Below are 24,841 nucleotides of genomic sequence, written 5' to 3'. Positions count from 1 at the left end.
GTACAGGCGAATATATGATAAACGGAGTAAGATATATCGTTTGCGATAAATTTGAGGATTTTAACATTAAAAAATATAGCGACAGCAATCATTTGAATAACAGATTGAAAAAATATCTCACGAGCGATTTTGCAGAATTGTCTGTTGATAGCATCAATGATAAAATGACAGATGAATATGATTGTTCGACTGTCGGAAAGGAGAATTAAATGCAGTCGAAAAACAAAAACCAAATAGGGATAACGGATCTTTATTGTCGTTTGTCCCGTGATGACGGAACGGAAAGCGAGAGCAACTCCATAGGCAATCAAAAGAAGCTGTTATCACAAAAAGCAAAAGAAATGGGTTTAACGGATACAAAATATTATGTGGATGACGGATATACCGGAACAAATTTCAACCGCCCCGGATTTCAACAGCTTATCGACGATATTGAAATCGGACTTGTTTCTGCCGTAATGGTTAAAGATTTATCCCGCCTGGGTCGAGATTATGTTTCGGTAGGTAATTATACCGACAGCTATTTCCCCGAACATAATGTTCGTTTTATCGCCGTGAACGATGCCATTGACAGCGACGAAGGCGAGAGCGAAATTGCACCGTTCAAGAATATCTTAAACGAAATGTATGCGAGAGATATTTCAAAAAAGATTCGTTCATCTCACAGGCTCAGAGGCAGTATGGGAGAGCCGTTATCGCAACCGCCTTACGGATATACGAAATCTCCGGAAAACAAAAAGAAATGGATAATTGACCCGGAAGCCGCAACCGTTGTGAAAAGCATATTCAAAATGTGCCTCGACGGTAAAGGCAACGAAACCATTGCAAGAGAATTGCAGGAAAACAAAGTGCTTATTCCTATGGCTTATTGGCGGTCTAAAGGACTGAACAGAGACGGAAAGAAAACACAAACCGATCCGTACAAATGGTGTAAGACAACTATTCAAAAAATTCTTTCTCAACAAGAGTATTGCGGAGATATTATCAATTTCAAAACATATTCCAAGTCATTTAAAAACAAAAGACGTATTGAAAACTCAAAAGAAAATTGGGCTGTATTCAATAATGTAAATGAGCCGATAATCGACCGAGAAACATTTGAAACCGTACAGAAGTTTATTTCAAAAATAAAGCGTCGGGCTCCGAAAAAAGAAAACGGCGAACGGAGTATATTTAACGGATTGATATATTGCGGAGATTGCCACAGTAAAATGAGATACCACACAAGCACCTCTAACAAAGAAATTCACTATTTCACTTGTTCTGATAACAAGGTAGATTATCGAGGAAAGTGTCCCGGAAGACATTATGTCAGAGCAGACGCCCTTGAAGAAGTTGTAAAACTTGAATTAAGGCGACTTGTTGAAATGTTGGAAATTGACGAGTCATATTTTGCACAACTGCTTTTGCGGAAAAATGACGAAGAAAGAGAAAAAGACAAAAAGTTTTTGGAGTCGGAACTGCAAAAAGCGATTACACGCAGCAACACGGTATCGCAACTTTATGAAAAGCTATATGAGGATAATGTTATCGGAAAAGTCAGCGATGAGTGGTTTGTTGAGTTATCTCATAAATACGAAAAAGAGCGTATGGACTTAAAAGCCAAAATTGCGGATACTCGACACCAAATCGAAGAGTTGAAAAACACCAATTCGGAATATGGAAAATTCATATCGGCAATTCGCAGGTTTATGCAAATGGATAATCTGACATCACCGCTGCTTCGAGAACTGATTGACCATATCGATATTTTTGAAACAGAGGGTACAGGCAAAAGTCGAACGCAACGAATCGTTATATATTACCGTTTTATCGGATATATCGAATTGCCGAACACCACAAAACAAACCCATATTGCGGATACACGCAAAGGTGTTGCCGTAGAATATATAACCGAACAATTCACGGCATAAAAAAGAGCAAGGTGTTACCCTTGCTCGTACATACGAATTATATGATAAAATAAAAAGAGTGTTCATAAGTCAAATCCCTTATGAACACTCGATATGGTGCGAGTGACGGGACTTGAACCCGTACGTCGTGAAACACACGCCCCTCAAACGTGCCTGTCTGCCTATTCCAGCACACTCGCAAATATTGTCTGTTGACAACGATAAATATTATATCACTGCTTACTTACTTTGTCAACAGATTTTTAAAAAAACTTTTAATTTTTAACAATTTTATTTTTTACAAAACACACCTCATATTGACATTAATTTTAGAGTGTGATATTATCAGTTTGAAAATTTTTATAATAAATCAGGAGTATTATTATGAAAAAAGCAATTTTATTTGATTTAGACGGAACATTGTGGCACACGAGCGATGTAATTCTTCCTATATGGAACGAAGTTCTTAAAAATCACCCCGAAACCCAAAAGCAAATAACGCTTCAAGAAATGAACAGCTATATGGGCAAAACTATTGAGCAGATTGCAAACATTATGTTGCCGGAGCTTAGTGAAGAAAACGGCGTAAACATTATAAAAGAATGTTGTGCCGTAGAAGTTCCGTATCTTGAAAAGTCAGGCGGTCATTTGTACGATAACCTCGAAGATGTGCTTAGCAAACTTTCCGAAAAATATTTTCTCGGTATAATCAGTAACTGTCAGTGCGGTTATATTGAATCATTTTTGAAAGCTCACAAACTCGAAAAATATTTTTCTGATTTTGAAATGTCAGGCAGAACCCAACTCACAAAAGGCGAAAATATCAGCCTTGTTATTAGCAGAAATAACATTGATTGTGCTTTCTATGTTGGCGACACTATCGGTGATCAAACAGCGTCAAAAGACGCAAAGGTGCCGTTTGTATTTGCCGAATACGGTTTTGGCAATACAGAAAATCCCGACTACACCATTCACAGTTTTTCCGAACTTTTAGAAATCAGCGATAAAGTATTTGCAGATTCCGAAAAATAATATCAATTATCTTTTACAGAATTATTTTCTGTATTATCTTCGGTTTCGTTTTCTTTGACTTTGTAATAAATAATTGTCGGCTTGTGGGACTTACCGTTCTTTTTATTATGGTTTATATACATTATTACAAACACTACGGCAACAAGTGCAATTATGATTACAGCGGTTACAATTAATATAAATTCACGCATAAAAACATCCTCACATTTTTATTGATTAATTCAATTATAAATGTGAGGATGTAAATTTTTTAATGAATTATGTAGACGAAAAATTATTTTGTAAGAAAATAATTCATCATAGTAAAGCCTTTTTCAATGTAGTTGCCTGTTTCTCTTGCTTCTTTTTCGCAGAATACTTTTACACCGCTGTTAATCTCATTTTTACTGTCATAAATAAGATACGGAACAGGAGTAGAAGTATGTGTACGGATAGAAAGCGGAGTCGGATGGTCAGGACATACCAAAACAGCAAAATCATCGTAGCCCTTTAAAAATTCAACTACAGGACCGAGAATATGCTCGTCTATCATTTCAATAGCTTTTACCTTATTTTCAATTTCACCACGGTGACCGCACTCGTCAGGAGCTTCAACATGTATATAAACAAGATCGGCGCCGTTTTTAAATTCTTCAATAGCAGCCTTACATTTACCGTCAAAGTTTGTATCAAGGTAACCTGTAGCGCCGTCAACATCAACACTGTTCATTCCTGCGCAGATTGCAATACCTTTTAAGAGGTCAACGGCAGAAATCATACTGCCCTTTATACCGAATTTTTCACTGAAATTATCAAGTAAAGGCTTAGTACCCTCACCCCAAAGCCAAATTGAGTTTGCAGGGCGCTTGCCTCTTGCTATTCTCGCCTGATTTACAGGGTGATCCTTTAAAAGGTCATAGCTCTTCTTCATAAGGTCATAAAGCTCGTCAACAGCCTCACCCTTTGGAATGTAATCTGTAATTACCTTGCCTGTAATATCATGCGGAGGTGTAAGCACACCGGGATGCGGATTACCGTTGCTCCAAACAAGACAATGACGATAAGATACGCCCGGATAGAAACGGAATACATCATTTCCGAGTTTTTCCTGAATATACTCAATGAGAATCTTAGCTTCTTCCGAAGAAATATCATCGGCGCAATAATCAAGAATTGTTTTATTTTCGTAATCTTCATCATCTGAAAGAGTAACAAGATTACATCTTAAAGTTACATCTGTATCCTTTAAATCAATACCGATGCTTGCAGCCTCAAGCGGAGAACGACCGCTGTAATATACGGCAGGTTCATAACCGAGTACGGAAAGGTTTGCTACATCGCTGCCGGGTTTTAAACCCTCTGCTACAGTCTTAACAATACCGACCTCAGCCTTTGCGGCAAGGCTGTCCATACAAGGCTTGTTTGCCTTTTCCATCGGTGTAGAATTTCCGAGTGCCTCGTTTGGCTCATCGGCCATACCGTCACAAAGCATTACCAAATATTTCACTTTTATCTACCTCTTTAATGATTATTTTTGCAATGTGCCAAGACTTGCACATTTGAGATATGCGTTAATAAATCCGTCAATATCACCGTCCATAACAGCCTGAATATTACCGGTTTCGTATGAAGTGCGGTGATCCTTAACCATTGTGTATGGCATAAACACATAGCTGCGGATCTGACTGCCCCATGTGATTTCTTTTTGAACACCTTTAATGTCTTCAATTTTATCAAGGTGTTCTCTCTCTTTAATTTCCATAAGTTTTGAAATAAGCATTTTCATAGCCACATCACGGTTTTGATACTGGCTTCTTTCAACCTGACTTGCTACAACAATACCTGTCGGAATATGAGTAAGACGAACGGCAGATGAAGTCTTGTTGACTTTCTGTCCGCCTGCGCCGCTCGCACGGTAAACATCCATTTTGATGTCTTCGGGAGCAATATTTACTTCAATGTTATCGTCCATTTCAGGCATAACCTCAAGAGAGGCAAAACTTGTGTGTCTTCTGCCCTGCGAATCAAAAGGAGATACTCTTACAAGGCGATGAACGCCTGCCTCGCTCTTTAAGTAACCGTAAGCATTTTCACCCTCAACAAGAAGAACGGCACTTTTAAGACCCGCCTCGTCACCGTCAAGGTAGTCAACTTCTTTTACTTTAAATCCGTGAGCATCTGCCCAACGGTTGTACATTCTATAAAGCATTTCCGCCCAGTCCTGAGCCTCTGTACCGCCCGAACCTGCGTGGAAAGTAAGAATTGCATTGTTCTTATCATATTCGCCTGTAAGAAGAGTTTGAAGTCTTTGCTTTTCAAGACTTTCTTTAACTCCCTCTGCCTCGCTTTCAGCCTCTTCAAGAAGCGAAAGATCCTCTTCCTCATTTGCAAGTTCAATCAAAGCGCAGGTATCTTCATACTTAGCCACTAAAGCCTCGTAAGCCTCAACCTTGCCTTTTAGTGTGCCTGTACGCTGTAAAACTTTTTGAGATTTTTCTACATCGTCCCAAAACCCCGGTTCGGTAGCTTTAAGCTCAAGCTGCTGAATTTCAGAAAGCATACCTTTCATACCGAGAGCGTCTGACAAATCATCAATTTCAGGTTTAAGTGCCTGAACCTTTAACAATAATTCCTCAAATTGTACCATAAAATATACCATTCCTGTCTTAATTTGATATATAGCTCTAAAAATCAGATTACTATTTTACATACAATTTTATTATAGCAAATTAGCCGATAAATGTAAACTGTTTTTTATAATAAGGAATTTGCGTAAATAATTTATTCCCGCCGCATATTCTCCCGTATTAACATCACCGTCTTTAAAATGTGCTATATAATTTTCAGGCATAAAACCTGCCGATGATTTATCATAAGAAAAACATTCGGTTTTGCCAAGATGTTTTTCCATTATTTCATTCATTACCGACTGCTACGGCATTTCACATTTTTTTCAAAAAGCAAATGCACAAAAAACATCATACCGGGTTGCGGCGCTTTTTCATTGAGATTTTATTGAAAAAACTTTTCTTCATTATCCGGCATTATATTTTTCCTATCTTGTAATTATGTTTTATCTGTAATTTTTCCGTCCTGCGATACAACAAGTTTGCCGTTTTTGATTGCGTTATCGACAGCAAAACCGACCGTTGTATCAATAAGCGTGCCTGTTCTTGTAAAACCGAACTTTTTGGCACTTTCTTTAATAAGGTCAGATTTTTGCATACCGCCTTGTTCGCTCAAAACTTGAATGACTGCATTTAATATTTCTTTTGAGGAAATATCGTCAATATTGCGCCTATTCTCGTTTTGCTCCGACACACGATAAATATTGTATTCATCAGGTTTTTGTTCGGGCTGCCATACGAATATCACCCCATTGTCAGAGGTTTCGGAGTGCATTATTCTGCCGAGAATACCGTCAAGTATTGCCTCTGCCCTGTTACCCGATCGAGAAATACCGTAAGCCGAAAGCACACTTTTGTACAATGCTTTTTTACTTATCGGTGCTTGAACAGAGATAATTTTAAACATCAGCTTTTGAATTTCGACCCCTGCCGCTGCTGTATAAAAGCTTTCAGAACTTCCGAGAATTTGAGAATCGACTGTTTCGTACTTTCGCTGTCTTGTCTGTTCAATCTGTGTTGATGTATCAATTTTTTCAAATTCTAAATTTTGAGTTTTGTTTTGCTCTGAAATTTTTTGCTTGGTATTTTTGCCCGAAATCGCATTTTCAATTTCTGATTTAATCTTTTCAATTACACGAGCCGAATCATCGAGCCAATCAAGAGTCCATACACGCATAATTTTCCAGCCAAGACCTGCAAGCACATCGGGCTGTAATACAAATCTATCTTTAGATGTTGCGGAATTTTTGCAGTTTTCACCGTCGGCAAGAATACCGAGCAGATAACTGTCGGGATTTTCAGGGTCAACGATACCAATATCAATCTTGTATTCCGAACAACCGATATTGCAGTTCACCTTATAGCCGAGTTTTTCTATTTCTTTGGCAATTTCTTCAATAACTCTATTATCGTTATGAACAGAAACTTTGCCGTCGGGTATAACAATATTTCGGTTCTGTCCCGCAAATTTCAAAAAGCCTTTAAGCCCTTCAACGCCGAGTGCTCTTGTGCGTGACAAATCAATCTGCTCGGGAGTAAGAGTGGAATAAACAATCATTTCCTGTCTTGCTCTTGAAATTGCAACATTAAGTCTGCGCCAACCGCCGTCACGGTTAAGCGGGCCAAAGTTCATAGAAACTTTGCCGTCCTTATCGGGACCGTAGCCGACTGAAAACAGAATTACATCTCGCTCATCACCCTGTACATTCTCAAGATTTTTAACAAATACGGGTTCTGCGGATTCGCTGTCGTATTTTTCAAGTTCGGGTTTTTTAGAAAATTCATCGGCAAGCATATCTTCAATTAAATTCTGTTGAATAATATTAAAAGTTACAACGCCGATACTCTTTGTACGCAGTTGTTCATCGGATAATCTGCGGATAATTTCATTTACCACAGCCTCTGCCTCGGCTTTATTCTGCTTTGTACCGCCCTTATCATAGTAGCCGTCAATGTGCACAAGTTTAACTGCCGACACTCTGTCGTTCGGCGACGGGAATGTATAAAGTTTATTATCGTAATACTTCATATTGCTGTATGCGATAAGACTTTCGTGGCGAGAACGGTAGTGCCATTTTAAGTACATCTGCGGCATTGAAATCGAAAGGCAGTCATCAAGCAAACTTTCGAGATCTTCGTTTTCTATGTTTTCTTCATCAATTCTGTTTGATTTAAAGAAACTTGTCGGCGGCAACTGATTAGGGTCACCGACTACCACAACATTTTCACCTCTTGCTATAGTGCCGACAGCTTCGCTTGTAGGTAGCTGTGATGCTTCATCAAACACCACAAGGTCAAATTTAGGGAATGACGGGTCAATGTATTGTGCAACAGAAATCGGGCTCATAAGCATACACGGGCAAAGTCTGCGTAATAATGCAGGGATTTCGTTAAACAACTTTCTTATCGACATCATTCTGCCGTTGCTTTTTATCGCTCTTTTAAGAATACCGAGTTCGGAAGACGACGCACCCGCCGAACCCGAAACAGGCACTTGAGATGAAAGTTTAGCCACAAGTTCCTGAACAGTAAGTTTTGAATATTCATCAATTAATGCGTGGTATTCTTTTATAGTTTGCTCAAAGCTATTGCTTCTGAATGTGCTCAAGCTCTCGTCAACAGAAATATATTTGAGTGCAAGCGCATAATACACATTGCATCTGAAAGCGTCAACTGCATTTTCCTTATTAACAATACCGCTTTCAACCGCATTACAAATACACTCAAGCTGTTCATTTGCAAGCTGTTCACGCTTAGCGTTATATTCCGTAACCGCATACAATTTGTCAATATTCTTACTTATATTATTAAGAGTATTTCCGGTGCGGTCAAGCCAATTGTCGCTCTGCTCATTATCAATATTAACTTTGAAAATGTCGGAAAATTCATTCCATTTTAATATATAATTTTCTGCACAATTAACATCGTTTCCAAGCTGTGCAAGATTAATATTCTTAAACGCATTTAATATTGTTCTGATTTCATTATAGTTATACACACTTATCGCATTGTAGACGGAATCGGTTTTATTAATTGACTGTTTAAAATCAGAACCTAATTCATTAAGTATATACCTAAGCTCATTACCGCAAGTCATATTATCATTGTGCAATTTATTAAAATTAATAAGTCGCTGATACCAATTGATAATATTTTCTTTGGTAACGGCATTTGGCATAACACAAAATGTTGCAACTTCTTTCAAAAGTTTTTTATGTTTTGAATTTCTGCTAAATATCCAACTTGATTGAGCGACATTCCATTCATTAAGAGCCTGAATACAGTTATATTCATAAATACCGCTTGTAAACACTTTTTCAATTTCTTGTTTTTCTCTGTTTTCGTTACAAATGCTTACATAATAATTATTCAGCTTTTGAGTTACCGCATTGTAATTATTTTCAAGAATAAGGCTTGGAGAAAAAGCCGAAGGGATAAGCAACGCTTTGCTAAGATTTAAAATGTTTTTGATTGATTTTTCACTTAATTCGGCATTGATATTAAATGTACCGAAAATTCTTTCAACGCTCGATTTTGCATTATTATATAGATTAAGCAAATTTACACAATCCGAATACAGCTTTTCTCTTAACGGTATAGAATATTCCGTAAGGGAAATATTTTTAAGCGGGTTATTAACTATATCACCTACACCGTCAACAGAATTTTTATAACTTAAAATTAAGGATGAAAGCTGTTCTATTCTGTCATCATTAACAGTGTTAATAACGTCTTGCGGAATTGTTATTTTATTCTTAAATTCGGCACAGGTTTCATATTGTTCTATAGCGTCATACACGGAAATTCCGCTCTCGTGCTTTTTATGAAGTCCGTCAATTACAGAATTCATACTCACACGCATAGCTTTCAGCCTGTCTGCTGTTGCTTTGTATTTTTCGGGATGCTTTATTCTGCCGACTTCAAGTGATTTTTCGAGTTGAGAAAGCACACTGCTTTTGCTAGCCTTATTTGAGTGAAGTTCAAGGCAGAACGGAGCAAGACCGATATTTTCAAGTCTGTGTTGAACCACATTAAGAGCCGCCATTTTTTCTGCGACAAAAAGAACAGATTTACCGTGATAAAGCGCATTTGCGATTAAATTTGTAATTGTCTGCGACTTACCTGTTCCGGGAGGTCCGTGAAGTACAAAACTTTTTCCCTTTGCCGCCTCTGCAATGGCAAGCATCTGTGAAGAATCTGCGCTCAACGGTATTGCAAGGTCATCGGGTGCGATGCGTTCATCAAGTTCAGACACCGTCAGCGGATTTTCTTCCTGCTCAACAGTAATTTTCTTATCAATAAGACCTGCAACAACCTTATTTTGCATTAATTCGTCGGCACGGTTTCTAAGGTCACTCCACATTACAAACTGACCGAACGAAAACTGTCCCAAGCAAGCCGTATTCACAACATTCCAACGCTTTTTATCAAGAATACAATTACGAACCGTATTGAAAACAAGCGGAATGTCCGTACCGTGCTCGTCCTCGGGCAGTGGGTCAAGGCTCGGTATTTTCAGTTCGAAAATCTGCCTTAAATACTCAATTAATGTAACATTAATCTGGGTTTCCTCTTGTCTGCTTCTCAATAAATAGCCTTTATTATGCGAACTTTTTACAAGCTCAACAGGAATCATAATAAGCGGTGCATAGCGTGGCTTTTCCGAAATATCGCTTTCATACCACTTTAAAAATCCAAGTGCTAAGAAAAGTGTGTTTGAACCGTTTTCCTCTATGCTCGACTTTGTTGTTCTGTAAATATTTTTCAGAGTTTTTTCAAGTTCTTCGTCGTGCATAACCGCACAAAGTCTTTTGCTTTTAAACTCTTCGCTTGCAATATTTGTTGCAAGGTCATTTTCGTTTTCTATCTCATAAAGCCTTGCATCTCTAAGCGACGCCGTCCATTCGCTCGGCAATTCTCGTATTGAAAAAGATACTCCGTCTGCAAGGCTGTCCTCAAGAGCGGCAAGATCATGAGTTAAAATCGGCAAAGCGTTTTTGGTAATTCTGAAATTTAAAAGTGAGTTTCTTAAACTGAAATCGAGCAGCTTTCTCTCCCATATCTGTATTCTTGAAAGCGAACTTTCCTCATATCCGATTACACCTGTACCGCTTCTGTTAAGTTTCTTAGGTGCAGCTGCCTGATAATCAGAAACCGAATCAACCGTCCCGTCATAACCGCAAATACTGTTGCTATCTATTTTTTGCGGAATTGGTCGCAGTCCTCCCGCTCTTGCTCTTCTAACATCAACAGCACATATAAAATTTTCCGAATCTGACAGATTATTTTTTCCGTGCTTTACCGCTCTGTCAAAATCAATCTTTTCTCCCGCCGTAAAATCCGTACATTCAACAAGCAAAATATCTTCATTTCCGCTTACCGTTCGTTTGTCTATAGCCGAAAAATCATCAATTACACAATCGGCAAAAGTTTCCTCTTCAAGACGGCAGCCGCAGTATGCGTGACCTTTTTTTATCATTATTAAAGGGAAAAGTCCTGCCGCCTCAAGACAAGACGCATATGTAACCGCAAGGTCAATGCAAGTACCTTGTTTCTGCTCAATTACAGAATAAGGAAGTCGCACACGCTGACCTGCTTTTTCAAAACTTGCAGGCGGATTATTATACACAATATTTTTTGACTGTAAAGCGGCATAAACAGCAGCCATTTGCAGTTTTACAACATCTGCATTGCGGCTCTGATAACCTGTTATGCTCGGGTCTTTTCCCCATTTTCTTAAATAATCGGTTGCGATTTTAAGGATGCCCGAGATAGCGGGATGATTAGGTGTCACAAAAGCCGCAATCAGTTCAGGCATTATATAGCAGCCGCTCCACTCATCATAGGCAAGCAAATCAATATTGTCACCGGCATTTACAAGTTCTTCTTCGCCGCATAAAAGCTGTACGCTGATCTGTGCAACAATTCTCTCTGTCAGTGAGAACAGAAACTCCGTAGATACTATAATATTAACAGGACTTACCTCAATTTCGGTATGCGGAGGTAAAACCTCAATTCTATGTGTAAACGGCTTTGCAAATTCAGGTTCAAAGGAAATTTTTAACATAATATCTTTAATTTCCTCATCGCTGTTATTTTTTATCGTTACGCTGCGCACAAACGGAACATAGTTTTGCTGCATTGCAAAATTCATTGCTCCAAAGGTTACCACTTGTACGCTCACTTTATCATTCACAAGTAATCCTCCTTGCTCAAAAATTTCAACATTTTCATTATATCAGATTTACCAATTTATTACAATATTTTGTAAACAAATATATTCTTTTTGCGGTTAAATAATAAAATTCAGAAATTATATACATTTAAAATATTATAATAAATTATGGTTGCAATTAATAAGATTATTTGTTATAATTAGTTTGTATAAAAATACCCGGAGGCAAATATGGATTTTTATAAATATAAATGCCCTGTTTGTAACAAACAGTTTAAAGAGGGCGATGATATAGTAGTTTGCCCTGAATGCGGCACGCCGCACCACAGAGAATGCTACGAGCAGGAGGAACACTGCTTTTATCAGGATAAACATTCACAAAATTTTTTATTTGAAAATGATCAACCGGACAGTTCCGATGACTTTGAAGCTGACAAAGAGAGCGGCTCAGACAATGAAGTAATCTGCAAAATTTGCGGTCATCCAAACGACAATACTTTGTTTTACTGCGAACATTGCGGAGCGCCTCTGTTAAAAGACAATCAACCCGAGAATGATTCCGTTAACGGAAATAATAATGTTCCGCCGGATATGAACGGTTTTCCTTTCGGTCAAAATCCGCAAAACGGCGGAATACCTTTTATTGCGTTTGATCCGATGGCAGGTTTTAAGGCAGACGAAAAAATGGCAGATAATGTAACCGCAGGTGAGGTTTCAAAATTTGTCGGCAAAAATACAAACTACTTTATGCGTGTTTTCGGTTCAATCTTAAGAACAAATAAATCACGATTCAGCTTTGTATCCGCTATTTTACCCGGTGCATATATGCTTTACAGGAAAATGTACGCAATCGGCATTGTTATATCGGTAATCGTGGTAGGATTGCTTGCAGGCACACTTATTATACAATCAACACCTGAATTTACAGAGGCATATAACATTTATATGGATAATTACTCTGCCATACTTCAAAGCGGATACAGCGGTGCTAATGTCGGCGATTTATTTGCCGGTATGTCCTCTACAAATCTTTTGTACTTTGCTGTTCCGTACATTCTCGGAGCAATCAGATTTGCCATTATGCTTATCTGCGGTTTCAGAACAAACAGAATGTATTTTAAACACTGCATAAAGAAAATTTCATCAATTAAAAACTACGCTTCGAGTTTTGATAAAGAATCAGACGAAGAAGCAGCAATCACTAAGTCAAAAATTAACGAGCAGATTGAAAACAAGGGTGGCGTAAACCTTGCCATAGCAGTTGTGGCAACATTTGTATTTTTAGCAATCGCTTATATGCCGCTGTTCGTTTAAAAACAAATATCGGAGGAAAATATGAAAATTACAAAAGCAGTTATACCTGCAGCAGGACTCGGCACAAGAGTACTTCCAGCGACAAAATCAATGCCAAAGGAAATGCTCCCGATCGTAGACAAACCGACCATTCAGTATATCGTTGAAGAGGCAGTTGCAGCCGGAATAACAGATATTCTTATCGTTACAAACAGAGGTAAAGGCATTATCGAAGACCATTTTGATGCATCCCCTGAACTTGAGGCAATCCTTGAAAAAAGCGGCAAACTTGATTTTCTTGAAACAGTAAGAGGTATTTCAAATCTTGCAAATATCACTTTCATTCGTCAGAAAGAAATGAAGGGTTTAGGCCACGCTATTTTAAAAGCAAAGTCTTTTGTAGGTAATGAACCTTTCGCCGTACTTTTCGGCGACGGCGCAATCGTAGGCGAAAAACCAGCCATAGGTCAGCTTATTGAACATTACGGCGAGTTTGGCAAAGGTGTTGTCGGCGTTAAAAAAGTTGATGCAAAAGACATTCATAAATACGGTTCACTTAAAGTTGAGCATATTTACGACAATGTATTTAAATGCACAGATATGAAAGAAAAACCGCAAACTCCGGAGGAAGTTCTCTCACTTTACTCTATCATAGACAGATGTGTTCTTCCGTCAGAAATTTTTGAAATTCTTGAAAGAACACAGCCGGGCATAGGCGGTGAAATTCAGCTTACAGACGCAATGCGTGAAATCGCTGTTACAGACGGTATGACAGCCGTTGAATTTGAGGGCAGAAGATACGATATGGGCAATAAATTTGGTATTCTTCAGGCTCAAATCGAAGTAGGTCTTGAACATCCCGAAACTAAAGACCAATTAAGAGAATACATAAAAGAACTTGCAAAGACATTATAATAAGCTGTCTTGACATAATATAATTAAGCTAAAGCACAAAACAGACATTTCCAACTTTTGAGAAATGTCTGTTTTTTATTTGTTTTTATTCGGTTTATTAAACAATATTTATAGTTTTGTACATTAATAGATACAGTAACCGAAATTAGTGGTTGAATTATTTTAAACTTGCGTTATAATATGATAAACAACACAATATCTATTAAGATATACGATATAGTTTAATTAAAATTCTATCGGTATAGTAATCGGGCGGCGCTTTTCAAAGATAGTATACGACTTAAATCCGCACTTATGTGCAAGTCTTATTCCCTCATCTATTCCGTTTCCGACAGCAGTGCTTGTGTGGGCATCACTTCCGATAGTGATAAGCTTTCCGCCGAGTTCACGATAGCGCTTTAGCTGAAATTCATCGGGCAAAGTTCTGCCGATGGGTTTGAATAAACCCGAAGTATTAATTTCAAGAGCTTTCTTGTTTGAAATCAGTGTTCTGTATATATCGTCAATAACATCTTGATAAGGTGTAAGGTCGGGATATTCCCCTGTTGTTTCAAAAATATATCTTAAAGGATATGTAAGATGAGCAAGGCTGTCAAAGTCACTGAAGGTCGCTGTTTCTGCAAGTTCATTAAAATATAATTTCAAAATTTCGGAAATATTACAATTATTAAAGTCGATAAAATAGAAATCTTCCATATCTTTTAAATTGTGCAAAGACGCTAAAACAAAGTCAAAATCGCCAAAAGAAAGCGCTTTTTCGGTACATTCCGGATCGTGCATAGGCTCGCCGAGCTCTATTCCGCATAAAACCTTGAGTTTTTGTCTATATTTTATCTGTGCGTTTTTGGTTTGCAAAAATGACAAAGGTATTCTTTCGTTAAAATCTCCGAATTCTTTGTTATAGGCAAACTTGATAAAAGGTGCTTCGCAATGGTCGGTAATTGCTATTGCGTAAAATCCCTTATTTAGGGCAGATTTACACATTTCTTCCACTGTATTTTCAGCGTCAAAAGAATTGTTTGAATGAGTATGAACATCACATAAAATCATAGTTATCAAGCCTCCGTAATAAATAATACCATATTCGCCAAATTTATGCAATATAAGGCTTTACTTTCTTAGATTTTAGTTATATAATAAGGTAATGATAATAAACAATCATATAATTCTTTTATAATTCTTTTGCAGGAATAAAATTAAAATCTTGCAAATACGGAGGTAACTTATGAAAGCTATAATTACAGTAATCGGTAAGGACACAGTCGGAATACTTGCAAAGGTATCAGCTGCTTGTGCTGCTGACAACGCAAACATCGTTGAGGTAACACAGAGTGTTCTTCAGGATATGTTTGCAATGGTTATGCTTATTGAATTCAATGAAGAGAAAATTGATTTTGAAAAGTTAAGAACCGACCTTGACGCTGTCGGAGAAGCTACTGCAACTAAGATTCATGTAATGCACGAAGATATATTCAACAGTATGCACAGAATTTAATTTGCCCTTAAATATGGATTGAAAGGATAAACACCTATGCTCGAAACAAAAGATATACTTGAAACTATCAATATGATTGATAACGAAAATCTCGATGTAAGAACAATTACAATGGGCATTTCACTTTTAGACTGTATTGATGACGATATTGACAAAGCCTGCACAAAGGTATACGACAAAATCTGCCGTTCTGCCAAAGACCTCGTAAAAACAGGCGAGGATATCCAGAGGGAGTACGGTATTCCTATTATAAATAAGAGAATTTCAGTTACCCCTATCGCAATGGTAGCTGCACCATGCCAGAGTAAAAAGGTAGTAAAATTTGCTCACGCACTCGACAAAGCCGCAAAAGAACTCGGCGTAAACTTCATTGGCGGTTATTCCGCTCTTGTACAAAAAGGTTTCGCAAGCGGTGACTATGCGCTTATAGAGAGTATCCCCGAAGCACTTGCAACTACCGATTTTGTTTGCTCTTCGGTAAATATCGGTTCAACAAAAGCCGGTATCAATATGGATGCAGTTAAAATGATGGGTAAAACTGTAGTTCAGACTGCTCAAGCTACAGCAGACCGTGATTGCATCGGCGCTGCAAAGCTTGTAGTATTCTGTAACGCTCCTGAAGATAACCCGTTTATGGCAGGAGCTTTCCACGGCGTCGGCGAGGCTGATACCGTTATCAATGTCGGTGTTTCGGGACCGGGCGTAGTAAGAGCTGCTCTTGCTAAGGGCGGCAAAGGCAAAAATATTGCCGAAATCGCCGATATGGTTAAGAAAACCGCATTTAAAATCACAAGAATGGGTCAGCTTGTAGCAAAAGAAGCAAGCAAAAGACTTTGCGTTCCTTTTGGTATCGTTGACCTTTCACTTGCACCTACACCGGCTGTCGGCGATAGTGTTGCACATATTCTTGAAGAAATGGGACTTGAAGTATGCGGATGTCACGGTACAACTGCTGCTCTTGCACTTCTTAACGATGCTGTTAAGAAAGGCGGCGTAATGGCTTCGTCACATGTTGGCGGACTTAGCGGTGCTTTTATTCCGGTGTCTGAGGATGCAGGTATGATTTATGCAGCTGAAAACGGATATCTTGACATAACTAAGCTTGAGGCTATGACAGCCGTTTGCTCAGTTGGCCTTGATATGATTATTGTACCGGGTGACACAAGTGCCGAGGTTATCTCTGCTATTATTGCAGATGAGGCCGCTATCGGTATGGTAAACACTAAGACAACCGCTGTAAGACTTATTCCCGCTATTGGTAAAAAAGCAGGCGAAACACTTAACTTTGGCGGACTTCTCGGCTACGGTCCTGTAATGCCGCTAAGAAAAGGCTCACCGGCTGAATTTATCAACAGAGGAGGAAGAATTCCTGCACCGCTTCAGGCTCTCAAGAACTAATTTCAGGGGGTGATTTTTTGAAGGATATGATTAAACAGATTGTTGAAGCAGACGCTGAGGCAAAAGCCTTCGATGAAGAAAATCAAAAAAACAAAGAAGCTCTTGCCAAAGAGATTGACGCTCAGGCAAAGGTAATCTACGATTCCTATATGTCAAAAGCTGACGAAACCATTGAGCGCCAGAGTGCTTATATTGACAAGGACATCAGACATCAGTGGCAGGATACTCGTCAGAAGCATAAATCTGTTTTAATTAAACTTAAATCTGATTTCGAGGCAAATGCTGACAAATGGTCAGATGAAATTGCTAAACGAACTATCGGATAACTATCCATTTATTAAGCATATTATTTTAAAGGAGGTGCGAAAGCTGTGTCTTCCACTTCGTTTGCGGTGCTTGCAAAGGCAAGAGCAAAGTTTGGTAAAAGACTTACCGAAAAGGACTACAACAGTTTGCTTAACTCAAACAGTGTTGCAGAAGTAATGTCTTATCTTAAGTCATATACGCACTATGCGGAGGCATTGCGTGATATAAATGAGCGTGATGTTCACCGTGGCAGACTTGAGGTTCTTTTAAGACAACATCTTTTCTATGAGTTTGACTCGCTTTGCAGATATGATTCCCAGATGAGCACCGGCTTTTCAGCTTATGTTATAAGCAGAACCGAGATTGAACAGATAATGCGCTTTCTCACTTTGCTGAATACTTCATCTACTGAAAAGTTTATTTATCAGTATCCGACATATTTTGCAAAACATACGGAGATTGATTTGCAGAAACTTGCGCTTGCAAGAAATTACGATGAATTTCTCACCATTTTGAGCAATACAAAGTATTCTCAAATATTTGAAAAATACAAGCCCGACGAAAACAATCTTTTGCCTATATCGGATATTGAAAATGATCTTTATACTTTTGTTTTCTCCAACCTCAAAAAGGTAATAAAGAGCAAAACAAAAGGCACTGAAAGAAAAGAGCTTATGGAGCTTTTTACCGTAATCAACGATTACAATAATTTCTCCCGTGTACTTCGTCTTAAAAAGTATTATAACCTTACACCGGAGCAAATAAAAAACAACCTGCTCTACCCTTTCTCAAGCATCAGTGAAAAAACTCTCGACAGAATGTGCCGTGCGGAATCCTCCGGAGAAGTATTCTCCGTAATGCAGGAAACTCACACCGGTAAGTTGATTGAACAAATAGGTTATGTTTACGCAAGTGACATCAGCCCAAGAGTAAAATACAAACTTGCAAGAAAGAATATGTATTTCTCAAACAATCCTTCTGTTGTGATGATTTCATATATGTTCGTTGCCGAAACCGAGCTTATGAATATTATAACCTTGATTGAAGGTACACGATATAAACTTGATTCTAAAAAAATACAGTCCCTGCTTATCGTTTAGTAAGCAGTACCACTAACAAAGAGGTGATTTTATTTGGCTGTATCAACCATGCAAGCTGTTAATATAATCGGCTTTATGGATGAGATTGACGATGTTATTACCGTTTTGGGAGAATCGGGAGTTTTTCATCCCGATGATGTGTCTGTTTTTTACAACAATACCCAAGGTTTTTCACATCTTCAGACCAAAAATATTTATGCCGAACATCTCACTAACCTCAAGGCTTCATTAGGACTTACAAAAAGGCAGTTCCCGCTTGTCGATGTAAGCAATTTTAATCCGACATATCAGGATATTCAATTGTTTTGCAATAAGATTTGCGATGAACTAAACGAGCTTGTTGAAGACAGAGATTTTGCCGCCGAGCAATTGCTTGAGGCAAAACAAAATCTTGACGAAACAAAGCACTTTGTCGGACTTGACATTGAAATAGAAAAGCTGCTTGAGCTTAAATATGTAAATGCAAGATTCGGAAGACTTCCTAAGGACAGCTATGTAAAACTGGAAAATTATAAGGATGACCCTTATATTGATTTTTCGGTGTGTACAGAAGATAAAGCTTATTATTGGGGCGTTTATCTTGCTCCAGCTGATAAGACAGAAGAAATTGACAGAGTTTTTTCAAGTCTTTTCTTTGAGAGATGCGACATAATCGGTGTTAATTCAACGCCAACTCTGCATATGAAAAAACTTACGGCACTTATTCCCCACCTTGAGGATGTTTACAAAGATACCGAAAAGCGTATTGACGATTATCTTTCCATTAACAAAGAAAGAATTTTAAAATATTTGTCAAAACTTGAAGAACTTTCTTTGTACTCAACTATAAGAACTAAAGCTTTGCAGTACAACAAGAGCTTTATTATTGTAGGCTGGGTGCCGACAGAGTTTGCAAAACAGCTTAAAAAACGACTTTGCAAACACAGAAGCGTTACAGTTGAATTTTCAGACGCAAAGAACGAGATTAAAAAATCTCCGCCTGTTAAACTCAAAAACTGTTTCCTTGCACGACCGTTTGAGTTTTATACTTCAATGTACGGCGTGCCAAAATACAATGAAATTGACCCGTCACTTTTTGTTGCAATAACTTACATTATTATATTCGGTATTATGTTTGCCGATGTCGGTCAGGGTATCTGCCTTACTGTTGTAGGTATATTGATGTATAAAATCAAAAAGATGGCAATTGGTAAAATACTTGCACCGTGCGGTATTTCATCCGCATTCTTCGGACTTGTATTCGGCAGTGTGTTCGGATTTGAGCATTTGCTCGACCCCATGTACAAAGCTCTCTTCGGACTTGAAGAAAAGCCTATTGAGGTAATGAGCTCCGAAATGGCAACAAAGATTATTCTTATAGCCATAGGCATTGGCGTATTCCTTTTAATTACCGCAATGTTCCTCAATGTCTACACATCAATCCGTCAAAAGGATTATGGCAGAGCATTGTTCAGCACGAGCGGTGTAGCAGGTATAATTTTCTACAGCGCAATAGTATTCGGTATTGCAGGTCAGCTTTTGTTCGGACTTCCCGTATTCAGCGCTCCGTACATTATATTCCTGATTGTAATTCCGTTTATCTTAATTTTCTTTGCCGAGCCGCTTGGCGGATTGGTAAACAAAGAACCTGACTGGAAACCGGAAAGCTGGAAGGACTACATTGTTGAAAATATTTTTGAATCAATTGAAGTTCTTTTAAGCTATGTAACAAACACAATGAGTTTCTTGCGTGTAGGCGCATTCGTTCTTGTTCACGCAGGTATGATGATGGTTGTATTTGTTCTTGCCGAAACCGCAGGTCCTATTGCCTACTGGCCAATTGTTGTAGTAGGTAATGTTATAGTAATGGTACTTGAGGCTCTCCTCGTAGCAATTCAGGTATTAAGACTTGAATACTATGAGCTTTTCAGCCGTTTCTATTCAGGCGAAGGCAGACCATACGAACCTGTCAAGCTAAAACTTACACAAAACAGTTAAGTTGAAAAACTTAATTATATATTTTATTGTTTATTTATTTTTGGAGGTAAATCATTATGAGCATCTTAAATTTAGTTATGTTGGCACTCCCTGTTGTATTTCTTGTAGCATCAGTAGTTGTAGCTGTAAAGGCTTACGAAAAAGGTCATAACAGAAAGAAAACAGTTTTAATGCAGATTGCTTCATTCGCAGCAGTATTTGCAATTTGCCTTCTTTGCCCAATCGTAGCAGGTGCAGCAGATGCAAATACAGTTTCAGAGGCAGTACAGGTTGCTCAGCAGTCATCTAAGAGCTTTGCATATATCGGCGCAGCTATCGCAGTTGGTCTTTCATGTATCGGCGGTGGTATTGCCGTAGGTAACGCAGCTCCTGCAGCTATCGGCGCAACAAGTGAAGATCCAAAGGCATTTGGTAAAGCAATCATCTTCGTTGCTCTCGGTGAAGGTGTTGCCCTTTACGGTATGCTTATCTCAATCTTGATTCTCTTCAGCTAATTGAAGAAATAAAGGATATGACGGAAAATGAAATTTTTTCTTATAAGCGATAATGTTGATACTAAAATGGGTATGCGTTTTGCAGGTATTGACGGTGTAGTTGTTCATACGGAACAAGAGGTTACACGAGAGCTTACTAAGGCTATGGAGAGAGAAGATGTGGCTGTTATTCTTATGACAGAAACTCTTGTTTCTCTCTGCCCTGACCTTATCTATGACTTAAAGCTCAACCGCAAAAAGCCTTTGATTGTAGAAATTCCCGACCGTCATGGCAACGGACGCACCAAAGACAGTATCACAAAATATGTTCAGGACGCTATTGGCGTAAAACTCTGAATGAGCTGAGAGGTTATTAATATGGAAAATACCACAAAAACCGATAACTTTTTGCAAGCCATACAAAGATACACCGAAGAACAAAAGTCTATTGCCAATACTGAAGTTGAGCTTTTAAAGGAAGAAAAACTCAAAAAAGCCGAAGAAAACGGCAAGCGTGACAGCGAACACTACATACAGCAGCAGCTTGAAGCTAAAAAGTATGTAGAAACAAGCAAACTTGCCAGACTTGTTCAGGAAAGTCAGAAAAAACTCTTTAGAGAAAGAGCAAAAATGACTGACGAAGTATTTGAAATGGCTGCACAAAAGCTTATTAAATACACAGAAACCAAAGAATATAAATTAAAACTTGTTGACAGTGCAAGACAGATTGCAGAACTTTTTGACGATAACCGTTGTGTTGTTTATATAAATGAAAAGGATATGAAGTATTCAACAGAAATCCTTGCCGCATTCCACGGAATGGCGGAACTTGTTAAAGACAACTCAATCAAAATCGGCGGTCTTAAAGGCTACTGCAAATCAATGAGAATTGTTGCCGATGAAACACTCGACACAAAGCTCGCTGCACAGAGAGAATGGTTTATTGAGAACTCAGGTCTGAGCGTTCTTAACTAATTGACCTTCTTGATTTTATCCGAAAGAAGATGGTAATACAAATGGAAAATAATGTTATTTATGGAATTAACGGACCTGTTGTTACCGTAAAAGATGCTGATTGCTTTGAAATGATGGAAATGGTTCATGTAGGTGAACAGAACCTTGTCGGTGAAGTAATCGGTATAACTTCTGATTTTACCACAATTCAGGTATATGAAGAAACAACCGGTCTTAAACCGGGAGATGTTGTTACAGGTACAGGCGCACCTATGAATGTACTTCTCGGACCGGGAATTATTGATAATATTTTTGACGGAATTGAGCGTCCTCTTAAGGCTATTGAGGAACAGGCAGGCGCTTTCATTGACAGAGGTGCATCTGTTTCTTCTCTTGATGACAAAAAGCTCTGGAATGTTACAATGAAAGTAAAGGTTGGCGACAAACTCGAGGGTGGTCAGATTTACGCTACACTTCCCGAAACACCAATCATTGAACACAGACTTATGGTTCACCCTGAACTTTCAGGCGTTGTTACCAAGGTTATGCCTGACGGTCAATACAAGCTTTTTGACACAATTGTTGTTATTAAAGATGATAACGGTGTTGAGCACAACCTTACACTTTGCCAGAAATGGCCTATCAGAACCGCTCGTCCTGTAAAGGACAGACTTGCATCTTCAATTCCGCTTATTACAGGTCAGAGAGTTATTGACTCTCTCTTCCCTATTGCTAAGGGCGGTACAGCCGCTATACCGGGCGGCTTCGGTACAGGTAAAACTATGACACAGCACCAGCTTGCAAAATGGTGCGACGCTGATATTATTATTTATGTAGGCTGCGGTGAGCGTGGTAACGAGATGAGCCAGGTACTCGAAGAATTCTCTGAACTTATCGATCCTAAGTCACAGCGTCCTATGACAGACAGAACCGTTCTTATTGCCAACACATCAAATATGCCTGTTGCAGCCCGTGAGGCATCAATTTACACAGGTATCACACTTGGCGAATATTACAGAGATATGGGTTACCATGTTGCTATGATGGCTGACTCAACTTCTCGTTGGGCCGAGGCTCTTCGTGAGATTTCGGGCCGACTTGAGGAAATGCCTGCCGAGGAAGGTTTCCCGGCTTACTTGCCTTCACGACTTGCCGAGTTCTATGAGCGTGGCGGCCGTGCGGAAGTTCTTTCAGGCGGTGAGGGTTCTGTAACACTTATCGGTGCGGTTTCTCCGCAGGGTTCAGACTTCTCCGAGCCTGTTACACAGAACACAAAAAGATTTACCCGTTGTTTCTGGGCACTTGATAAGTCGCTTGCTTATTCAAGACATTATCCTGCTATTAACTGGATGAACAGCTACAGCGAATACTTTAACGACCTTGACCCTTGGTTTGAAGAAAACCTCGGTAAAGACTTTATTGAGTATCGTAACAGAATCAGCGCACTTCTTCAGGAAGAAAGCTCGCTTATGGAAATCGTAAAACTTATCGGTTCCGATGTACTTCCTGATGACCAGAAACTTGTCATTGAAGCTGCAAGAGTAGTTCGTGTAGGTTTCTTACAGCAAAATGCTTTCCACGCTGATGATACTTATGTTCCGCTTGAAAAGCAGAAACTTATGATGAAAACAATTCTTCACCTTTACGATAAGGCTAAGAAGGTTGTTACCAAGGAAATTCCTATTTCAAAGGTTATTGAGCTTGGTTTGTTCGATAAACTTACAAAGATGAAATATGATATTCCTAACAGCAAGCCTGAACTCTTTGATGAATATATCAAGGAAATTGATGAAAAGCTTGACTCAATTATGTAAGGAGGAAACGCACAATGATTATAGATTATGTCGGCGTTAAAGAAATTAACGGCTCACTCATAGTTCTTGACGGAGTAAAAGGCGTTTCCAACGAGGAAATTGTTGATATCCGCCTTGATAACGGCACAGTAAGACAGGGCCGTGTCGTACAGATTGAGGGCGAAAAGATTGTTGTTCAGGTATTTGAGGGCACAAGAAGAATCAGCCTTACAAATACAAGAACAAGACTTACAGGTCACCCAATGGAAATGCCTCTTTCTCCTGAAATTATCGGTCGTGTACTTGACGGTGCAGGCAGACCTATTGACGGACTCGGAGATATTTTCCCTGTAAAGCGTGCTAACATTAACGGCACACCTATCAACCCTGTTTCAAGAATTTATCCTAAGAACTACATCAACACAGGTATTTCTACCATTGATACACTTATGACACTTATCAGAGGTCAAAAACTTCCTATCTTTTCAGGTACAGGTATGAAGCACAACGACCTTGCAGTACAGATTGTTCGTCAGGCAAAAATCAGCGGTGCGAATGCTAATAACTTCTGCGTAGTATTCGCAGCAATGGGTGTTCAGAAAGATGTTGCCGAATACTTCAGAAAGAGTTTTGAAGAAAGCGGCGTACTTTCAAGAGTTGTAATGCTCTTAAACCTTTCGAATGACCCGATTATCGAAAGAACACTTACTCCAAGATGTGCTCTTACTATTGCCGAGTACCTTGCATTTGAGCTTGAGATGCATGTTCTTGTTATTATGACAGATATGACCTCATATGCCGAGGCTCTTCGTGAGTTCTCATCATCAAAGGGTGAAATTCCTGCAAGAAAAGGTTACCCGGGCTATCTTTATTCAGACCTTGCATCACTTTATGAGCGTGCAGGTATGATTAAAGGCAAGAACGGTTCTGTTACACAGATTCCTATTCTTACAATGCCTAACGATGATATTACTCACCCGATTCCTGACCTTACAGGTTACATCACAGAGGGTCAGATCGTACTTGACCGTTCATTACAGGGACAAGGTCTTTATCCGCCTGTAAGCGTTCTTCCTTCACTTTCCCGTCTTATGAAGGACGGTATCGGTGAGGGTTACACAAGAGCAGATCATCAGGCACTTGCAAACCAGCTCTTTGCATCATATGCAAAGGTAATTGACGCTCGTTCACTTGCATCTGTTATCGGTGAGGAAGAACTCTCCCCTATCGACAAGAAATATATTGAATTCGGCAGACTGTTTGAATCAAAGTTTGTTAATCAGGGATTCAACGAAAACAGAAGTATTGAACAGAGCCTTGACCTCGGTTGGGAATTACTTTCTACACTTCCGAAATCAGAACTTGACCGTGTTGACGATCAGATTCTTGACAAGTATTATGTTGAGAAATAACCGTCAGAAAGGAGTGCTGA

21 protein-coding genes and 1 tRNA gene are annotated in these 24,841 nt (G+C 38.9%); 15 read left to right on the top strand and 7 right to left on the bottom strand.

The window, feature by feature from the left end:
- Window positions 1-14 precede the first annotated feature (14 nt).
- On the top strand, window positions 15-209 hold the full coding sequence (locus tag KGF34_RS01640) for a hypothetical protein (protein WP_252559615.1): 195 nt from the start codon (window positions 15-17) through the stop codon (window positions 207-209).
- Window positions 210-1,913: a recombinase family protein gene (locus KGF34_RS01635; protein ID WP_252559614.1), complete on the top strand. Its 1,704-nt coding sequence runs from the start codon at window positions 210-212 to the stop codon at window positions 1,911-1,913.
- A 94-nt stretch (window positions 1,914-2,007) separates the two neighbouring features.
- On the opposite strand, the gene KGF34_RS01630 is transcribed toward KGF34_RS01635, so the two are convergent.
- Window positions 2,008-2,092 (bottom strand) — tRNA-Leu (locus KGF34_RS01630).
- 184 nt (window positions 2,093-2,276) lie between these two features.
- Here KGF34_RS01630 and KGF34_RS01625 point away from each other — a divergent pair.
- Complete coding sequence (locus tag KGF34_RS01625; RefSeq protein ID WP_252559613.1) at window positions 2,277-2,924, top strand: HAD family hydrolase; 648 nt, start codon at window positions 2,277-2,279, stop codon at window positions 2,922-2,924.
- Window positions 2,925-2,926: 2 nt separating this feature from the next.
- On the opposite strand, the gene KGF34_RS01620 is transcribed toward KGF34_RS01625, so the two are convergent.
- From KGF34_RS01620 to KGF34_RS01600, 5 genes are all read right to left on the bottom strand, one after another.
- Window positions 2,927-3,115, bottom strand: a complete 189-nt coding sequence (locus KGF34_RS01620) for a FeoB-associated Cys-rich membrane protein (protein WP_178480416.1) — start codon at window positions 3,113-3,115, stop codon at window positions 2,927-2,929.
- An 83-nt stretch (window positions 3,116-3,198) separates the two neighbouring features.
- On the bottom strand, window positions 3,199-4,410 hold the full coding sequence (locus KGF34_RS01615) for a cofactor-independent phosphoglycerate mutase (protein ID WP_195410490.1): 1,212 nt from the start codon (window positions 4,408-4,410) through the stop codon (window positions 3,199-3,201).
- Window positions 4,411-4,431: 21 nt separating this feature from the next.
- On the bottom strand, window positions 4,432-5,550 hold the full coding sequence (gene prfB, locus KGF34_RS01610) for a peptide chain release factor 2 (RefSeq protein WP_186934917.1): 1,119 nt from the start codon (window positions 5,548-5,550) through the stop codon (window positions 4,432-4,434).
- A 72-nt stretch (window positions 5,551-5,622) separates the two neighbouring features.
- Window positions 5,623-5,826, bottom strand: a complete 204-nt coding sequence (locus KGF34_RS01605) for a hypothetical protein (protein ID WP_252559612.1) — start codon at window positions 5,824-5,826, stop codon at window positions 5,623-5,625.
- Window positions 5,827-5,969: 143 nt separating this feature from the next.
- Window positions 5,970-11,726, bottom strand: a complete 5,757-nt coding sequence (locus KGF34_RS01600; protein ID WP_252559611.1) for a DUF3320 domain-containing protein — start codon at window positions 11,724-11,726, stop codon at window positions 5,970-5,972.
- A gap of 210 nt (window positions 11,727-11,936) precedes the next feature.
- Between KGF34_RS01600 and KGF34_RS01595 the strand changes: the two genes are divergently transcribed.
- Both KGF34_RS01595 and galU read left to right on the top strand, forming a co-directional pair.
- Window positions 11,937-13,019 carry an RING finger protein gene (locus KGF34_RS01595; protein WP_252559610.1) on the top strand — a complete coding sequence of 361 codons (1,083 nt, stop codon included), beginning with the start codon at window positions 11,937-11,939 and terminating at the stop codon, window positions 13,017-13,019.
- A 21-nt stretch (window positions 13,020-13,040) separates the two neighbouring features.
- Window positions 13,041-13,913, top strand: a complete 873-nt coding sequence (gene galU / locus KGF34_RS01590) for a UTP--glucose-1-phosphate uridylyltransferase GalU (protein WP_022234494.1) — start codon at window positions 13,041-13,043, stop codon at window positions 13,911-13,913.
- A 225-nt stretch (window positions 13,914-14,138) separates the two neighbouring features.
- Here galU and KGF34_RS01585 read toward each other — a convergent pair whose 3' ends face one another.
- Window positions 14,139-14,963: a histidinol-phosphatase HisJ family protein gene (locus KGF34_RS01585; protein WP_252559609.1), complete on the bottom strand. Its 825-nt coding sequence runs from the start codon at window positions 14,961-14,963 to the stop codon at window positions 14,139-14,141.
- Between the two features lie 175 nt (window positions 14,964-15,138).
- Here KGF34_RS01585 and KGF34_RS01580 point away from each other — a divergent pair, with 175 nt between their 5' ends.
- The 10 genes from KGF34_RS01580 to KGF34_RS01535 are packed head-to-tail and all read left to right on the top strand — an operon-like array spanning window position 15,139 to window position 24,821.
- Window positions 15,139-15,408 (top strand): ACT domain-containing protein, encoded by a 270-nt coding sequence (locus KGF34_RS01580; RefSeq protein ID WP_195410495.1) that lies wholly within the window; start codon window positions 15,139-15,141, stop codon window positions 15,406-15,408.
- A gap of 36 nt (window positions 15,409-15,444) precedes the next feature.
- The gene (locus KGF34_RS01575; protein ID WP_252559608.1) at window positions 15,445-16,806 is read left to right on the top strand and encodes a PFL family protein; all 1,362 of its coding nucleotides are present in this window, start codon (window positions 15,445-15,447) and stop codon (window positions 16,804-16,806) included.
- Between the two features lie 17 nt (window positions 16,807-16,823).
- Window positions 16,824-17,132, top strand: coding sequence for a hypothetical protein (locus KGF34_RS01570; RefSeq protein ID WP_022234490.1), 309 nt, complete (start codon window positions 16,824-16,826; stop codon window positions 17,130-17,132).
- A gap of 45 nt (window positions 17,133-17,177) precedes the next feature.
- Window positions 17,178-18,212, top strand: a complete 1,035-nt coding sequence (locus KGF34_RS01565) for a V-type ATPase subunit (protein WP_186934924.1) — start codon at window positions 17,178-17,180, stop codon at window positions 18,210-18,212.
- 33 nt (window positions 18,213-18,245) lie between these two features.
- Window positions 18,246-20,189 (top strand): V-type ATPase 116kDa subunit family protein, encoded by a 1,944-nt coding sequence (locus tag KGF34_RS01560; RefSeq protein WP_252559607.1) that lies wholly within the window; start codon window positions 18,246-18,248, stop codon window positions 20,187-20,189.
- 56 nt (window positions 20,190-20,245) lie between these two features.
- Complete coding sequence (locus KGF34_RS01555) at window positions 20,246-20,683, top strand: ATP synthase subunit C (RefSeq protein ID WP_022234487.1); 438 nt, start codon at window positions 20,246-20,248, stop codon at window positions 20,681-20,683.
- Between the two features lie 27 nt (window positions 20,684-20,710).
- Complete coding sequence (locus KGF34_RS01550) at window positions 20,711-21,019, top strand: V-type ATP synthase subunit F (protein WP_022234486.1); 309 nt, start codon at window positions 20,711-20,713, stop codon at window positions 21,017-21,019.
- Between the two features lie 21 nt (window positions 21,020-21,040).
- Window positions 21,041-21,637: a FliH/SctL family protein gene (locus KGF34_RS01545; RefSeq protein WP_252559606.1), complete on the top strand. Its 597-nt coding sequence runs from the start codon at window positions 21,041-21,043 to the stop codon at window positions 21,635-21,637.
- A gap of 41 nt (window positions 21,638-21,678) precedes the next feature.
- Window positions 21,679-23,430: a V-type ATP synthase subunit A gene (locus KGF34_RS01540; RefSeq protein WP_022234484.1), complete on the top strand. Its 1,752-nt coding sequence runs from the start codon at window positions 21,679-21,681 to the stop codon at window positions 23,428-23,430.
- Window positions 23,431-23,444: 14 nt separating this feature from the next.
- Window positions 23,445-24,821, top strand: coding sequence for a V-type ATP synthase subunit B (locus KGF34_RS01535; protein ID WP_022234483.1), 1,377 nt, complete (start codon window positions 23,445-23,447; stop codon window positions 24,819-24,821).
- Window positions 24,822-24,841 lie beyond the last annotated feature (20 nt).

It is taken from the genome of Ruminococcus sp. FMBCY1 (genome assembly GCF_023921805.1).
Lineage (GTDB): Bacteria > Bacillota > Clostridia > Oscillospirales > Acutalibacteraceae > Ruminococcoides > Ruminococcoides intestinale_A.
The sequence above is the reverse complement of the archived record's forward strand: the minus strand, read 5'-3'. Positions and strand labels throughout refer to the sequence as shown.

Coding starts and splice junctions, on each gene's coding strand:
- KGF34_RS01595 (WP_252559610.1), top strand. CDS start 11,937: ATGGATTTTTATAAATATAAATGCCCTGTTTGTAACAAACAGTTTAAA.
- KGF34_RS01555 (WP_022234487.1), top strand. CDS start 20,246: ATGAGCATCTTAAATTTAGTTATGTTGGCACTCCCTGTTGTATTTCTT.
- KGF34_RS01580 (WP_195410495.1), top strand. CDS start 15,139: ATGAAAGCTATAATTACAGTAATCGGTAAGGACACAGTCGGAATACTT.
- KGF34_RS01585 (WP_252559609.1), bottom strand. CDS start 14,963: ATGATTTTATGTGATGTTCATACTCATTCAAACAATTCTTTTGACGCT.
- KGF34_RS01640 (WP_252559615.1), top strand. CDS start 15: ATGATAAACGGAGTAAGATATATCGTTTGCGATAAATTTGAGGATTTT.
- KGF34_RS01575 (WP_252559608.1), top strand. CDS start 15,445: ATGCTCGAAACAAAAGATATACTTGAAACTATCAATATGATTGATAAC.
- KGF34_RS01545 (WP_252559606.1), top strand. CDS start 21,041: ATGGAAAATACCACAAAAACCGATAACTTTTTGCAAGCCATACAAAGA.
- KGF34_RS01540 (WP_022234484.1), top strand. CDS start 21,679: ATGGAAAATAATGTTATTTATGGAATTAACGGACCTGTTGTTACCGTA.
- KGF34_RS01535 (WP_022234483.1), top strand. CDS start 23,445: ATGATTATAGATTATGTCGGCGTTAAAGAAATTAACGGCTCACTCATA.
- KGF34_RS01620 (WP_178480416.1), bottom strand. CDS start 3,115: ATGCGTGAATTTATATTAATTGTAACCGCTGTAATCATAATTGCACTT.
- prfB (WP_186934917.1), bottom strand. CDS start 5,550: ATGGTACAATTTGAGGAATTATTGTTAAAGGTTCAGGCACTTAAACCT.
- KGF34_RS01625 (WP_252559613.1), top strand. CDS start 2,277: ATGAAAAAAGCAATTTTATTTGATTTAGACGGAACATTGTGGCACACG.
- KGF34_RS01605 (WP_252559612.1), bottom strand. CDS start 5,826: ATGAATGAAATAATGGAAAAACATCTTGGCAAAACCGAATGTTTTTCT.
- KGF34_RS01635 (WP_252559614.1), top strand. CDS start 210: ATGCAGTCGAAAAACAAAAACCAAATAGGGATAACGGATCTTTATTGT.
- galU (WP_022234494.1), top strand. CDS start 13,041: ATGAAAATTACAAAAGCAGTTATACCTGCAGCAGGACTCGGCACAAGA.
- KGF34_RS01550 (WP_022234486.1), top strand. CDS start 20,711: ATGAAATTTTTTCTTATAAGCGATAATGTTGATACTAAAATGGGTATG.